Here is a 14,826-nt window from a genome sequence, read left to right as displayed (position 1 = left end):
GGATGCGTGCCAGGGCTGTGTTTGCGCACGCTGATCCAAGCGATGACGTCGTAAAACGCGACTGAGGCCACCTTCCCGGAGGAAAGGTGGCCTCAGTGGAGCCGGGTGATCAGCGCGAGGCGACTGCCTGTTCGGCGGCGGCCAGCCACTCGCGCCACTGGGCGGCTTGGGCTTCGGCCTGTTCTGCGCGGCGCTTGTCGCCCGCGGCGCGGGCCTTGGCTGCCTGGGCCTCGAACTGGGCGACGCGCTCGCGGAACTGGGCGGCGCGGGCCTCGGCCTCGGGGTCGGTGCGGCGCCACTGGGCGTCGGCCGCGGTGCGGACCTTCTCCTCGACCGCGCGCAACCGGCCCTCAAGCTCGCGGATGCGCTCCCGGGGGACCTTGCCGATCTCTTCCCAGCGCTCCTGGATGCGGTGCAGGTGCGCCCGGGCGGCGTCCAGATCGCCCTGGGGGTTGATCTTCTCGGCCTCGGCGAGCAGCTCTTCCTTCTTCTTCGCGTTCTCGGCGAACTCGGCGTCGCGCTCGTCGAACACCGCGGAACGACGGCTGAAGAACGCGTCCTGCGCCGCCCGGAACCGCTGCCACAGGGTGTCGTCGGCGTCCTTGGGCGCGCGCCCGGCCGACTTCCACTCCAGCATCAGCTCCTTGTAGCGGGCCGCGGTGGGACCCCAGTCGTCGGACTCGGAAAGCCGCTCGGCTTCCTCGACCAACTCCTGCTTGCGGCTCTTGGCCGTGGCCCGCTGCCGGTCCAGGTCCGCGAAGTGCGACCCACGCCTGCGGTTGAACGTGTCCCGCGCCTTGGAGAACCGCCGCCACAGCTGCTCGTCGGTCTTGCGGTCGACACCCTTGATCGTCTTCCACTCGTCCAGGATCGCGCGCAGCCGGTCACCGGCGACCTTCCACTGCGTCGACTCCTCGGCCAGCTTCTCCGCCTCGTCGACCAGCTGCTGCTTGCGCGCGACCGACCCGGCCCTGGCCTCCTCACGCGCGTGCTTGGCCTTGTCGAGCGCGACCGCGGCGTGCGCGAGCACGTAGTCGATACGCGCCTCCAACGCGGCCAAGTCGCCCACGACGTTCGCCTCGGCGAGGCTGTCCTTGATGTGCTTGGCGTTGGTCGCCGCCTGCTTGGGGTCGCCGGACCCCGAGGTCAGCCGCGCCTCCAGCAGTTCGACCTCGGTGCGGATGTCGTCGAACCGGCGCGCGAAGTGAGCCAGCCCCTCGGCGGGCTCACCCGCCTGCCACGACCCGACGACCCGCTCACCGTCGCCGGTGCGCACGTAGACCACGCCGTCGGCGTCGACCCGGCCCCACCGGCCCGGGTCCGACGACGCGACCGCCACCTGCGGCGGCGCTCCCTCTGGCGCGGCCGCGGCAGGCGCGACCGCGGCGGGACTCACGGCGGCCGGGCCGGGCGGCGGGACGCTCACCCGCGCGGTGTCCGCGGGCGTGGCGTCGGGAATGGCGACCGGGCCCGCGGCTTCACCCGATCCGGTGGTGGCGGGGCTGCCGTTTTGCGTCTCCCCAGGCGTGGCGTCGGACGAAGGGGCGGTAGGCGCGGTGTCCGCCGCCGGGGTCTCGGTCGCCGCCGCGTCGGTGCGAGAGCCAGCCGCCTCGGCCTGGTCCACGGCGGGCTCAGCCACGCCGTCGCCGTTGTGCTCCGCCACTGCCTTGGCGCTCTCGTCCTTGTCCGTCATGGCCGGCTCCTCCTGCCTGCGTGCCCGCGTTCACCACGGGCGCCCCGCTCGCGCGGGGCCCAGCACTGTGCGTACAGCCCTCGGGCCGTGCGGCTTCTGGTACCCGCGCGCATTCAAACAGGTCAGAAGCCGCCTCGGTACTCCGAGGGCCGCGATGGTCATCATGGTGCCGTAAATAGCGCCATCCGTGGGTCGTGAAAACCAAGATTGTTCGACGGACAGTAATCTCAGCCCGGTGATCTCCCGTGTCGCGGTGCTGCCACACCCACCCCTGCTGGTGCCGGAACTGGTGGGCGGCGACGACCCGGACGCGGCCGAGGTGCGCGCCGCGTGCCTCGCCGCGGCGACGTCGCTGACCGCGGCGGCCGACCACTGGTTCGTCATCGGCGCGGGTGAGCGGGACGCCCGGATCGAACCGCCCGCCGCGGGCACCTTCCGCGGCTTCGGCGTCGACGTGCGGGTGACCCTCGGCTCCGACACCGACACCGACACCGACGCCGACACTGCCTCCCCCGATCCGGCGCTGCCGCTGCCCGCGCTTGTCGCCGGGTGGCTGCGCGGCCGGACGGCGGCCCGGCGTGCGACGGTCCGCGTGGTTCCGGCGGATCTGCCGTCCGAGGACTGCGCCGCGGCGGGCGCGCGCATCGCGGCCGAACTGGCGGGTGAGGCCCCCGTCGGCCTGCTCGTGCTGGGCGACGGCTCGCACCGGCACGGCGAGCGTTCCGTCGGCAGGCCCGACGACCGCGCCGTCGCGTTCGACGGCCGGGTCGCCGAAGCGCTGGCCGCCGCCGACCTCGACGGCCTGCTCGGCCTCGACGCGCGACTCGCGGCCGACCTCGGCGCGGCGGGCCGCGCGCCGTGGCAGGTGCTGGCGGGAGCCGTCCGCGCCGACGGCCGCCCGTGGCGCTGCGCGGGAGCGCGGCTGCTCGTGCCGTTCGGCGTGGCGTACCACGTCGCCGAGTGGGAACCGGTGACGGCGTGAGCCGCCCGGTCGCCGTGGTCGGCCCGACCGCCACCGGCAAGTCCGACCTCGGCGTCGCCCTGGCCGAGCGGCTTGGCGGCGAGGTGGTCAACGCCGACGCCATGCAGCTTTACCGAGGTATGGACATCGGCACCGCGAAGATCACCGAAGCCGAGCGGCGCGGTGTGCCGCACCACCTGCTCGATGTGCTGGATGTCCGCGACACCGCCTCGGTCGCCGCCTACCAGCGGCACGCGCGCCAGGTCATCGAAGACCTGATCGCCCACGGCCGGACGCCGATCCTCGTCGGCGGGTCGGGACTGTATGTCCAAGCCGTCGTCGACGAACTCGAGTTCCCCGGCACCGACCCGGCCGTGCGCGCCCGCCTGGAAGCCGAACTGGCCGAGGTCGGCACCGGCCCGCTGCACGAGCGTTTGGCCAGGCTGGACCCGGTGGCCGCCGAAACGGTCCTGGTCGGCAACGGCCGCCGCATCGTGCGGGCACTGGAGGTCATCGAGCTGACCGGCAGGCCGTTCTCGGCGACCATGCCCCGCCCCGGCCCGGCCCGCTACGGGATGGCGCTGATCGGCATCGACCGCGAACCCGCAGAACTGGACACCCGGGTGGACCTCCGGGTGGAGCGAATGTTCGCGGCAGGCCTGGTCGACGAGGTCCGGGCTTTGGCCGACCAGGGCCTGCGCGAGGGCCGAACCGCTTCCCGGGCGCTGGGTTACCAGCAGGTGCTCGCCGCCCTCGACACCGACCACGACTTCGCCGCCGCGGCGGCCGAGACCGCCCGCGCCACCCGCCGCTTCGTCCGCAGGCAGCGCTCCTGGTTCCGCCGCGACCGCCGCGTCACCTGGCTCGACGCGAGCCGCGAGGACCTGGTCGACGCGGCTCTCGCCCTCGCCCGCGCCTAGGACCTGCTCTGCCTCCACATGATCCGCGGGCTTTCTGAGCGAAGCCGCCTGCCCGGCAAGCCCCGGCGGCACACGATGTCGGAACCCGGTGCGCTGGGAATGTGCGCTGGGAATGGCTGCCCGCGTCGCCGGGGTCGGGCGGCCGTAGCCTTGGGGCGTGGCGATCGCGTTTCTCAAGGGGCATGGCACGGAGAACGACTTCGTGGTGCTGCCCGACCCGGATGGTGACCTGGATCTGACCGACGGGCGGGTTCGCGCGCTGTGCGACCGGCGCCGGGGCCTCGGCGCCGACGGGGTGCTGCGGGTCGTGCGGAGCAAAGCGCTGCCCGACGCGCCCGCCGATATCGACGGCGACGTGTGGTTCATGGACTACCGAAACGCTGACGGCTCCATCGCGGAGATGTGCGGCAACGGAGTGCGGGTCTTCGCTCGGTACCTCTCCGACGCAGGGTTGGTCGAGGCGGCGGAGTTCCCGGTCGGCACCCGCGCGGGCGTGCGGCCCGTCACGGTGCGCCCGGACGGCTCGGTCACCGTGGACATGGGCCAGGTGCGCCGCACCGGCCGTTTCACGACGACCGTGGCGGGCGCGGTGTTCGAGGGCCTCGGCGTCGACGTCGGCAACCCGCACCTGGCCTGCGTCGTGGCCGGGGCGCCGATCGACGCCCTCGACCTGACCGAGCAGCCCGCCTACGACCCCGCTGTCTTCCCCCACGGCGTCAACATCGAGTTCATCGAACTCGTCGCCCCCGCCGAGATTCGCATGCGCGTCCACGAGCGCGGTGTCGGCGAGACCCGCTCCTGCGGGACCGGCACTGTCGCCGCCGTCGCGGGTGCGCTCGCCAGCCAGGGCGCGACCACCGGGGAATCGGTCGTCCACGTGCCCGGCGGCAGCGTGCGCGTCACCATCGGCCCGGACACCAGCACCTTGACCGGCCCAGCGGTGTTCGTCGCACGCGGCGAACTCGACCAGGACTGGTGGCACGCCCACGCCTGACCGGCGCCCGTGTCCGGCTGTGCCTCACGTCCGCCCGGCAATCGCCGTGCGCAGCGTGCTCCGAGGAGTGCGGTCTCGTCAGGACTGCGGGACCGTCCCTAATCGAGTGGGGGTGTCTCGCATGGTGCGCAAGGGCGAGAACACCACCCAGAAGGAAGCCACGAGCCAGCCCGCCACGGACACCCACAGGTGGCGCGGACGCCGACCCACTCGCCGAGCGCGCCGCCCGCGAGCGCGCCCAGGGGCAGGGTGCCGAAGACGATGAAGCGGACGTTGGCGTTCATGCGGCCGAGCAGGTGGTCCGGGCAGATCGCCTGGCGGAAGCTGACCTGGGCGACGTTGTAGACCACGCTCGCGAAGCTGAACACCAGGAGGCCCAGGACCAGGAGACCGACCGGCCAGCCCGGGCGGGCCAGCGGGATCAGGATGCCGAAGGGGGAGCCTGCCAACGGGACCAGCCAGATCGCCCGGGCTTGGCCCACGAGGCGGATCACCCGCGCTGACAAGACCGCGCCGAGGATGCCGCCCACGCTTGTCAGGGCCATGACCAGGCCGACAACGGCTTCGGTCAGGCCGACCGTGCGGACCAGGAACAGCACGAACACCGCGCTCTGGACGCCGAAGAACAGGTTCCACGTGGCGGTGCAGGACACGATCGCCCGCAGGCTCCGCTCGGAGAACACGAACCGCAGGCCCTCGGTCACCTCGGCGCGCAGGTTCGGCTTCTCCGCGCGCACGGGCGGCGGTTCCTCTGCCCTGATGCGGGACAGGAACAGCGCCGACGCCAGGTAGCCCACGCCCGTGCTCACCAGGGCTGTCGCCGCGCCCACGAGTTGGGTCAGCCCGCCGCCGATGGCCGGGCCCGCGAACCGGGCCGCCGAGTGGCTCGCTTGCAGCTTCGCGTTGCCCTCCATCAGGTGCTCCCGCCCGACCAGGGACGGCAGGTACGACTGGTAGCCGATGTCGAAGAACACCGTGCACGCGCCGACCAGCAGCGCCACGACCACCAGCTGCGGCAGCGACAGCACACCGAACCAGCCCGCGATCGGGAGGCTGAGCAGCAGCGCCGCCCGCGCCAGGTCCATCCGGATCATCAGCGGCCTGCGCCGCACCCGGTCGACCCAGGCGCCCGCGGGCAGGCCGATCAGCAGGAACGCGGCCGACTCCGCCGCCATGAGCAGGCCCATCTCGCCCGACGACACGTCGAGGACGGCCACCGCGAGCAGCGGCAGCACGATGGCGCCGACCGCCGTGCCGAACTGGGCGATCGTGTCGCCAGCCCAGAGCTTGCGGAAGCCGGGATGGGAGCACAGTGCTGTGGTCACCCCTCGAGGATCACCCAGTGATTGGAAACTGTCAATCAGTTTGTCCACAGGCTTAGGCTGAAGGGGTGAGCGAAGCCCGAGACGACGGTCGTCCCGCTACCCAGGTGGAGTTGGAGGCGCTGGGATCCGCGATCCGGCTGAGGATCATCCGATTGACCTACCAGAGACCCCTGACGAACAAGGAGATCGCCCAGCGCCTGGGGAAAGACCCCGCGACGACGCTGCACCACGTGCGCAAGCTGGTCGCGGCCGGATTCCTGGTCGCGGAACCGGAACGCCGGGGCAATCGGGGCGCGAAGGAGATTCCGTATCGCTCGACCGGGTTGTCCTGGGGATTGGACTACCGGCGCGGCGAGCGAATCGAGCTTGCCGAAGCGATGCTGCAGGCCTACCTGAGCGATGTGACCGAGGCAGGCCTGTCGAAGGTGAACCAGTCGCGCCTGGTCGTGCAGGTCGACGAGGCGAGCCGGGCGGAGCTGCTCGACCGGATGGGCGCCCTGCTCGACGAGTACGCCCGGCGGCCGCCGCGACCGGATGCCGAGCGCACCGCCATCTACCTCGCGTGGTATCCGGGGGAATAACCGGGTCGAATTGATCGCTACAACATGCGACGATGGCAGCACCGGACACCGAAGGGGTGCCGAGTATTTCGCAACTACACGAAGGACGGGTTCACCAGGTGACAGAGGAATACACTCAGCAGGGTTACCACGGCGCGATGACCGATCCGGCTGAGCTCTCCCTCGGTGAACTCGAGCTGGAAGAGCGGTCGTACCTACGCCGCGTGGCAGGTTTGTCCACTGAGCTCCAGGACGTCACCGAGGTCGAGTACCGCCGGTTGCGGCTGGAGCGGGTCGTCTTGGTCGGGGTGTGGACCGAGGGGTCCGCGCTGGAGTCCGAGGCGTCGCTCACCGAGCTGGCGCGGCTGGCCGAGACGGCGGGCTCCGAGGTCCTGGAGGGCCTCGTGCAGCGGCGGGACCGGCCGGATCCGGCGACCTACATCGGCTCAGGCAAGGTCAACGAGCTGCTGGACATCGTGCGCGCGACCGGCGCCGACACGGTCATCTGCGACGGCGAGCTGTCGCCTTCGCAGTTGCAGCAGCTGGAGGCCCGGCTCAAGGTCAAGGTCATCGACCGGACGGCGCTGATCCTGGACATCTTCGCCCAGCACGCGCGGTCCAGGGAGGGCAAGTCCCAGGTCGAGCTGGCGCAGCTGCAGTACCTGCTGCCGCGCCTGCGCGGCTGGGGCGAGACGCTCTCCCGGCAGGCCGGTGGCCGGGCGGGCGGCGGCAACGGCGGCGTGGGTCTGCGTGGTCCCGGTGAGACGAAGCTGGAGACCGACCGCAGGCGTATCCGCGCGAAGATCTCCAAGCTCCGCAAGGAGATCAAGGGGATGGGCACGGTCCGCGACACCAAGCGCGGCCGCCGGGTGACGAACTCGGTGCCCAGCGTCGCGATCGCGGGCTACACCAACGCCGGGAAGTCGAGCCTGCTCAACGCGCTGACGGGCGCGGGTGTGCTGGTCGAGGACGCGCTGTTCGCGACCCTGGACGCCACCACCCGCCGCAGCGAGACGCCGGAGGGCCACACCTACACCCTCACCGACACGGTCGGGTTCGTTCGGCACCTTCCGCACCAGCTCGTCGAGGCGTTCCGGTCCACCCTGGACGAGGTCGCCGACGCCGACCTGGTGGTGCACGTGGTGGACGGCGCCGACCCGATGCCGGAGTGGCAGGTGACGGCCGTGCGCGAGGTGCTCAACGAGATCGGCCACCGCCGCGACGTGCGGATGCCGCCCGAACTGGTGGTGGTCAACAAGGTCGACGCGGCGAGCGAGCTCGCGCTGGCCCGGCTGCGCCATCTGCTGCCGGGCGCGGTGTTCGTCTCCGCGCACACCGGAGCGGGCATCGAGGCGCTGCGCGAGCGGATCGGGGAGCTGCTGCCCCGGCCCGAACAGGAGGTCGACGTGCTCGTGCCCTACGCGCGCGGCGAACTGGTCGCCCGCGTGCACCGCGAGGGCGAGATCCTGACCGAGGAGCACACCGAGGCGGGCACGCAGCTGCGGGCCCGGGTCAACCCCGATCTGGCGGGCGTGCTGGAGGTCTTCGCCGTCAACGGCACCTCCGCCTGACCTGAACGACCACGCACGGCCCCGTTGGGATCTCGGTCTCACCGGGGCCGTTGTGGCACTTGTGGGTGAACGCGAGGCGCTGGCACACGTCTGCCCTCATGACGGCCTTCGTACGGCTACCGTGGGTGGAGAAGGCTGAGGAAGGAAGGTGCCAGTGCGAGCGTTGGCGACCGCGGCGCTCGTCGTCGGGCTGAGTCTGGTGGGTGCGGCCGGGGTGGCCGCGCAGCCGAAAGCACCTTCCGACGCCTGCACGGTGGCAGACAAGCGGCTCGGTGAGCTGTCCGGGCTGGTCGCGGACGGGGAGCGCTGGTACGCGGTCAACGACGGCGGCACCAAATCCAGCGTCTACGTCCTCACCAAGGACTGCGCGGTGGAGAAGGTGATCAACGGTCCCACCGACCCGTTCGACGTCGAAGACCTCGCGCGCGGCGCTGACGGCACATTCTGGCTCGCCGACACCGGCGACAACGACAAGAAGCGGGCCACAGTCGCTCTTATCGCGCTCACGCCGACGGGAAAGAGCACCCTCTTCCGGTTGACCTACCCGGACGGTCCGCACGACACCGAAGCGTTGCTGCTCGACAAGAATGGCACGCCTTACCTGGTGACCAAGAGTCCGTTCGGCAGAGCCGACGTGTACCGGCCGGTCGCCGGTCTGGTCGCCCCGGGCCCGACCGCGTTGGAGAACGTCGCGTCGATCCAGTTCAGCAGCACGGACACACAAGGCGGCCCGATCAGCTCGGCGATCGGATCCGTTGTGGTTACCGGCGGCTCGGTAAGCGCGGACGGCAAAGTCGTCGCTCTGCGCACCTACACCGACGCCTACCTCTACTCGGCTCCCGACGGAGACGTCGTCGCGGCGCTCAAGCGGGAGGCCGTGCGCGTGCCGCTGCCCAACGAGCCGCAGGGCGAAGCGGTGGCGCTGGAACCGGACGGGACGCTGGTCTCCGCGTCCGAGGGGGTGGGGACGCCGATCCGCGTGGTCAAGGGAGCGGCCGCGCTGCTGGCGCCTGCCGCGGCGCACAAGGACACGCGCGACGACGCGGCACGGCCCGGGGGCGCGGCCGCGCCTGCCGCCGCCGACAACGCGGGCGGCCTGTCCACGCTTCCCGCCATCGGATTCACCGTCGCCGCGGTGGGCGCGGTGCTGCTGGTCATGCACCGCCGCGCGGCCAGGAGGTCCTGACCCGGCCGCGCGGCGTGCCCGCGGTCAGAGCCTGCGCAGGACCGCGACGACCTTGCCCAGGATGGTGGCCTCGTCGCCGGGAATCGGCTCGTAGGCGTCGTTGTGCGGCAGCAGCCACACATGCCCGTCGCGGCGCTTGAACGTCTTCACCGTGGCCTCGCCATCGATCATCGCCGCGACGATCTCGCCGTTGTCCGCCGTGGGCTGCTGGCGCACGACGACCCAGTCGCCGTCGGCGATGGCCGCGTCGATCATCGAGTCGCCCGCGACCTTGAGCATGAACAGCGAGCCCTCGCCGACCAGCTCCTTGGGCAGCGGGAACACTTCCTCCACCGCCTGCTCGGCCAGGATCGGCCCACCCGCGGCGATCCGGCCGAGAACCGGGACGTAGGTCGGCTGGGGCCCCTGGTCGACCTGCTCGATGATCACCGGGGCGACCTGCTCGCCGCGCAGCTGGGCGGGCGTCGCGTCGACCGGGAGCACGCCGATGGCGCGCGGGCGATTCGGGTCGCGCCGCAGATAGCCCTTCTCCTCCAGCGCGCGCAGCTGGTAGGCGACCGACGACGTGGATGTCAGGCCGACCGCCTCGCCGATCTCCCGGACGCTGGGCGGATAGCCGAAACGCTGCACCCAGGAGCGGATGACCTCCAGCACCTGGCGCTGGCGCAGCGGCAACTCGGCGCCGTCGGGCGTCTGGTCCAGGTCGGGGAAACCGCGCACGTTGCCGCTCGCCAAGGGCTTCCTCTTCGGCGCCCCCGGGGGCTTCCGACCACTCGTGCCTGCCACTGCACTGCCTCCCTGCGGTACCGGAGCGCGATCGCGCCCCGGTGGTGGATCGACTTCGATCTTCTCCGACTTCGACGGTAGTCCGCCGACCTGCGGAGATCAAACACCTGTTCGAGCGACACGCCGATGGGGTATCGATTTTCGCCGCCGCCTAGTGGTACACATTCGCACGAGCGTTCGATCGAACGGGAGTTCGAGGAGGTTGCGATGGCGGCGGTGCTGGCATCCGAGTCGGCCGAGCTGGCCGCGGGCCGGTCTTCGCACGTGGCCGCCCTCGCGCGGCCGATTCTTCGCCCGGTCCGCCGGGAGGGTCAAGGGCGACTCCGGCCGCCCACGCGCGGGCGGGCGGCGAACGCGGCGCACGTCGTCGCGGCGCCCGACTGCGCGCCGCGCCTGGCTCCGCTCTCGGTCGCGGCGCTGGTCGCGATCGCCGTGGTCGTCGCGGCGGCCGTGTACGGGCTCGGGCTGTTCGCCGGGGCCATGACAGGCGGCGCGGAGGTCCCGCCAACCACGACCGTGGTCCGGGTCGGGCCGGGGGAGAGCCTGTCCGAGGTCGCCGAGCGGATGGCGCCGGGCAGCGATGTGGCGGCCGTGGTCGAGCGCATCCGCGAACTGAACTCTTTAGACGGTGGCGCGGTCCGGGTGGGACAGCCGCTGACGGTGCCGTTCTCCCGATAGCGCGCCTAGTGGTTCTCGTTGGCGGTGTTCCACGTGACGTGCGTGTCTGGGTCCTAGGGCGAAAGCGGTTCCCTGGGAAGGGCTCCTGATCGTTGGAGCGTTGGTGGCGAGGGGCGCTGGGCGGTGATCGATGTCGTCGGCGGTGTCATTGATCACTGACTGGGTGTGGTCCTCGGCCACGGACCCGTCGCGGGCGGGTGCGGGCGGTGCGGTGGGCATCCCTGGCCGGAAGAGAGTCTGAGCGGCGATTAGGTCACCCGGGCGAGTGAAAGACGCCGTTCACCTCGCGGTCAGAGTCGCTGTGTCGCGTGGTGACCGCGAAGCGTTTCCATGGCGCGCGCCGATTTGCGTTATGTGGGGTCCAGGCATACGGTCGACCCCAACATCTTGTGGTTACATCGCTGTAGTTACTCCACAAGTTGGGGTGGGTTGTCCACGCGTTATCCACATATTGATCACCATGGGTGGTCGCGCGGACTGGTGAGGGCGAGGTGTCGCCCAAGATGGCGAGCGGAGAGAGGTGAAGTCGGTGCGCTGTCCGTTTTGTCGCAACTCCGACTCGCGGGTCGTGGACTCGCGGGAGGTCGACGACGGACAGGTGATCCGCCGCAGGCGCTCCTGCTCGCAGTGCAGCCGCAGGTTCACCACGGTTGAGGAAGCGATCCTCGCCGTGGTCAAGCGCTCCGGTGTGACCGAGCCGTTCAGCCGGGACAAGGTCGTGCGCGGCGTTCAGCGGGCCTGTCAGGGGCGACCGGTCAATGAGGACCAGCTCCAGCAGTTGGCGCAGAAGGTCGAGGACACCATTCGCGCCAGCGGGAGCGCCGAGGTTCCCAGCCACGAGGTCGGGTTGGCCATCCTCGGCCCGCTGCGGGAGCTCGACGGAGTCGCCTACCTGCGGTTCGCCAGTGTGTACCGGTCGTTCTCCTCAGTCGAGGACTTCGAGAAGGAGATCGCCGACCTGCGGGCCGCCATGGCGGACCAGGCGGCGCAACAGGATGAGCAGTAGACGGCAGACACGGCGGCGCGCGGCGTCGTCCCATCCCCGTGGCGGGGATCGGAAACAGCAGCTTCGGCCGCATCGGACGGGGAGCCCGGACGTGGCCGCACCAGGACAGGCCAGTGACGAGGGAGAGGGAACGGTCATGACGGAGACCGTCGGGATCCAGGCGGCGGAGCGCAACGGCTCGCCGCAGGGTCGGCTGCGGATGCGACGGATCTACACCACCGAGGGGGTGCACCCCTACGACGAGGTGACGTGGGAGCACCGCGACGTGGTGATGACCAACTGGCGCGATGGCTCGGTGAACTTCGAGCAGCGCGGGGTGGAGTTCCCCGATTTCTGGTCGGTCAACGCGACGAACATCGTGACCAGCAAGTACTTCCGGGGCGCGGTGGGCACGGCGGTGCGTGAGCACTCGCTGCGCCAGCTGATCGACCGGGTGGTGAAGTCCTATGTGGCCGCCGGTGTCGAGCACAAGTACTTCGCCACGCCCGGCGACGCGGAGATCTTCGAGCACGAGCTGACCTGGATGCTGCTGCACCAGGTGTTCAGCTTCAACTCGCCGGTGTGGTTCAACGTGGGCACGACCTCGCCGCAGCAGGTGTCGGCGTGCTTCATCCTCGCGGTGGACGACACGATGGACTCGATCCTCAACTGGTACAAGGAAGAGGGGCTGATCTTCAAGGGCGGTTCCGGCGCGGGCCTGAACCTGTCGCGGATCCGTTCGTCGAAGGAGCTGCTGTCCTCGGGCGGGACGGCGTCGGGTCCGGTGTCGTTCATGCGCGGGGCGGACGCGTCGGCGGGCACGATCAAGTCCGGTGGGGCGACTCGGCGGGCGGCGAAGATGGTGGTCCTCGACGTCGACCACCCCGACGTGGAGGAGTTCATCGAGACGAAGGCCCGTGAGGAGGAGAAGATCCGGGTTCTGCGGGACGCGGGCTTCGACATGGACCTCGGCGGGTCGGACATCACGTCGGTGCAGTACCAGAACGCGAACAACTCGGTCCGGGTTTCGGACGAGTTCATGCGCGCGGTGGAGACCGGCGGCCGGTTCGGTCTGCGCTCGCGCACGACCGGCGAGGTCATCGAGCAGGTCGAGGCCAAGGACCTGTTCCGCAAGCTGGCGAAGGCGGCGTGGGAGTGCGCCGACCCGGGCATCCAGTACGACGACACGATCAACGACTGGCACACGTGCCCGGAGTCAGGGCGGATCACCGCGTCCAACCCGTGCAGTGAGTACATGCACCTGGACAACTCCAGCTGCAACCTGGCGTCGTTGAACCTGTTGAAGTTCCTGGGTGAGGACGGCCGGTTCGACGCGGAGACGTTCGCGAAGGCCGTCGAGGTCATCATCACCGCGATGGACATCTCGATCTGCTTCGCCGACTTCCCGACCGAGCCGATCGCGGAGACCACGCGCAAGTTCCGCCAGCTGGGCATCGGGTACGCGAACCTGGGCGCGCTGCTGATGGCCACCGGTCACGCCTACGACTCCGAGGGCGGCCGGGCGCTGGCCGCGTCGATCACCTCGCTCATGACCGGCACCGCTTACCGCCGCTCCGCTGAGCTGGCGGGCGTCGTCGGCCCGTTCGAGGGCTACGCCCGCAACGCGGAGTCGCAGCAGCGCGTCATGCGCAAGCACGCCGCGGCGAACGACCTGGTCCGCACGTACCACGCCAACGACGCCGCCGTGCAGAAGGTGGCGACCCGCGAGTGGCAGGCCGCGCTGGCCATCGGCGCGCGCAACGGCTGGCGCAACGCGCAGGCCAGCGTGCTCGCCCCCACCGGCACCATCGGCCTGATGATGGACTGCGACACGACCGGGATCGAGCCGGACCTGGCCCTGGTGAAGTTCAAGAAGCTGGTCGGCGGCGGTTCGATGCAGATCGTGAACCAGACCGTGCCGCGCGCGCTCAAGTCCCTGGGCTACCAGGACGAGCAGGTCGAGGCGATCGTCGAGCACATCGCCGAGCACGGGCACGTCGTGGACGCGCCGGGTCTGCGCCGGGAGCACTACGAGGTGTTCGACTGCGCGATGGGTGAGCGGTCGATCGCGCCGACGGGGCACGTGCGGATGATGGCGGCGGTGCAGCCGTTCCTGTCCGGGGCGATCTCCAAGACGGTGAACATGCCGGAGGCGGCCACCGTGGAGGAGGTCGAGGAGATCTACTTCCAGGGCTGGAAGCTGGGCCTGAAGGCGTTGGCGATCTACCGGGACAACTGCAAGGTCGGGCAGCCGCTGTCGGCGGGCAAGGGCGCCAACAACGGCGGCAAGGCCGAGCCGGAGAAGGTCGTGGAGTACCGGCCGGTGCGCAAGCGGCTGCCGAAGAAGCGCCCGTCGCAGACGGTGTCGTTCACCGTGGGCGGCGCCGAGGGCTACCTGCACGCGGGTTCCTACCCGGACGACGGTCTCGGCGAGATCTTCGTGAAGCTGGGCAAGCAGGGCTCGACCCTGGCCGGGGTGATGGACGCGTTCTCGATGTCGATCTCGGTCGGGCTGCAGTACGGCATCCCGCTGGAGTTCTACGTCTCGAAGTTCCAGAACCTGCGCTTCGAGCCCGCCGGTATGACCGACGACCCGGACGTGCGGATCGCGACCAGCGTGCTGGACTACCTGTTCCGCAGGCTCGCCCTGGACTACCTGCCCTACGACAAGCGCGCCCAGTTGGGCATCTTCACCGCCGACGAGCGCTCCGCCCAGGTCGCCGCCGACTACGGCTCCACCGAGGTCGACCTCGAAGCCCTGCGCACGACCATCGACACCGCCCCCCGCGCCACCACGACCGAGACCAAGCCCGAACCCAAGATCACCGAAGCCCACAGTTCCACCGAACTGCTCGAACTGCACCTCGGCAAAGCCGCCGACGCCCCGCTCTGCATGACCTGCGGCACCAAGATGCGCCCCGCGGGCTCCTGCTACCTCTGCGAAGGCTGCGGCTCCACCTCCGGGTGCAGCTGATCGATAACCGAGTCATCCGTTGGCGGGGGTCGGCGTTCAGCAGGCCCCCGCTTTTCGGCGGTAAGTCGTGCTGTTGCGCTAGTGGCGCGAATTTCTCGCCGCAACGAGACCGAGCACCGTTGTGGCCCCGGCCAGTCGTGCGGCATTGGCCACGCCTGCCATCGTGTAGCCAGTGTGGTAAATGTCGTCCAGG

The 14,826-nt window shown here is 70.6% G+C and carries 11 protein-coding genes and 1 pseudogene; 9 read left to right on the top strand and 3 right to left on the bottom strand.

The genetic code is table 11. The annotated features are described in order from the left end of the window. Positions 1-109: 109 nt before the first annotated feature. On the bottom strand, positions 110-1,693 hold the full coding sequence (locus BLS56_RS06570; RefSeq protein ID WP_228771432.1) for a DUF349 domain-containing protein: 1,584 nt from the start codon (positions 1,691-1,693) through the stop codon (positions 110-112). A 235-nt stretch (positions 1,694-1,928) separates the two neighbouring features. Between BLS56_RS06570 and BLS56_RS06565 the strand changes: the two genes are divergently transcribed. From BLS56_RS06565 to dapF, 3 genes are all read left to right on the top strand, one after another. After that, positions 1,929-2,675, top strand: a complete 747-nt coding sequence (locus tag BLS56_RS06565; RefSeq protein ID WP_091449020.1) for a class III extradiol ring-cleavage dioxygenase family protein — start codon at positions 1,929-1,931, stop codon at positions 2,673-2,675. Further along, positions 2,672-3,574 carry a tRNA (adenosine(37)-N6)-dimethylallyltransferase MiaA gene (gene miaA, locus BLS56_RS06560; RefSeq protein ID WP_091449284.1) on the top strand — a complete coding sequence of 301 codons (903 nt, stop codon included), beginning with the start codon at positions 2,672-2,674 and terminating at the stop codon, positions 3,572-3,574. The genes BLS56_RS06565 and miaA overlap by 4 nt, the downstream gene beginning before the upstream one ends. A 157-nt stretch (positions 3,575-3,731) precedes the next feature. Further along, positions 3,732-4,568: a diaminopimelate epimerase gene (gene dapF, locus BLS56_RS06555; protein ID WP_091449019.1), complete on the top strand. Its 837-nt coding sequence runs from the start codon at positions 3,732-3,734 to the stop codon at positions 4,566-4,568. A 78-nt stretch (positions 4,569-4,646) separates the two neighbouring features. Here dapF and BLS56_RS06550 read toward each other — a convergent pair. Further along, positions 4,647-5,893: pseudogene (locus BLS56_RS06550) on the bottom strand (MFS transporter). 65 nt (positions 5,894-5,958) lie between these two features. Between BLS56_RS06550 and BLS56_RS06545 the strand changes: the two are divergent. The 3 genes from BLS56_RS06545 to BLS56_RS06535 all read left to right on the top strand — a co-directional run bounded on the left by BLS56_RS06545 (position 5,959) and on the right by BLS56_RS06535 (position 9,210). Beyond that, positions 5,959-6,474 (top strand): ArsR/SmtB family transcription factor, encoded by a 516-nt coding sequence (locus BLS56_RS06545; protein WP_228771431.1) that lies wholly within the window; start codon positions 5,959-5,961, stop codon positions 6,472-6,474. Positions 6,475-6,611: 137 nt separating this feature from the next. Next, positions 6,612-8,024, top strand: coding sequence for a GTPase HflX (hflX, locus tag BLS56_RS06540; protein ID WP_091449018.1), 1,413 nt, complete (start codon positions 6,612-6,614; stop codon positions 8,022-8,024). Between the two features lie 154 nt (positions 8,025-8,178). Then, positions 8,179-9,210, top strand: coding sequence for an SdiA-regulated/phytase-like domain-containing protein (locus BLS56_RS06535; protein WP_407640495.1), 1,032 nt, complete (start codon positions 8,179-8,181; stop codon positions 9,208-9,210). A gap of 24 nt (positions 9,211-9,234) precedes the next feature. Here BLS56_RS06535 and lexA read toward each other — a convergent pair whose 3' ends face one another. Continuing rightward, a complete protein-coding gene (gene lexA / locus BLS56_RS06530; RefSeq protein ID WP_407640488.1) occupies positions 9,235-9,945 on the bottom strand; it encodes a transcriptional repressor LexA in 711 nt (236 codons plus the stop codon). A gap of 258 nt (positions 9,946-10,203) precedes the next feature. Here lexA and BLS56_RS06525 point away from each other — a divergent pair, with 258 nt between their 5' ends. The 3 genes from BLS56_RS06525 (at position 10,204) to BLS56_RS06515 (ending at position 14,633) form a co-directional block, all read left to right on the top strand. Then, positions 10,204-10,674: a LysM peptidoglycan-binding domain-containing protein gene (locus BLS56_RS06525; RefSeq protein WP_091449016.1), complete on the top strand. Its 471-nt coding sequence runs from the start codon at positions 10,204-10,206 to the stop codon at positions 10,672-10,674. Positions 10,675-11,203: 529 nt separating this feature from the next. Continuing rightward, positions 11,204-11,680: a transcriptional regulator NrdR gene (nrdR, locus tag BLS56_RS06520; protein WP_091449281.1), complete on the top strand. Its 477-nt coding sequence runs from the start codon at positions 11,204-11,206 to the stop codon at positions 11,678-11,680. Positions 11,681-11,816: 136 nt separating this feature from the next. Next, positions 11,817-14,633, top strand: coding sequence for a vitamin B12-dependent ribonucleotide reductase (locus BLS56_RS06515; RefSeq protein ID WP_091449015.1), 2,817 nt, complete (start codon positions 11,817-11,819; stop codon positions 14,631-14,633). Positions 14,634-14,826 lie beyond the last annotated feature (193 nt).

Source organism: Actinokineospora iranica, assembly GCF_900101685.1.
In the GTDB taxonomy this organism is placed as follows: Bacteria; Actinomycetota; Actinomycetes; order Mycobacteriales; family Pseudonocardiaceae; genus Actinokineospora; species Actinokineospora iranica.
The sequence above is the reverse complement of the archived record's forward strand: the minus strand, read 5'-3'. Positions and strand labels throughout refer to the sequence as shown.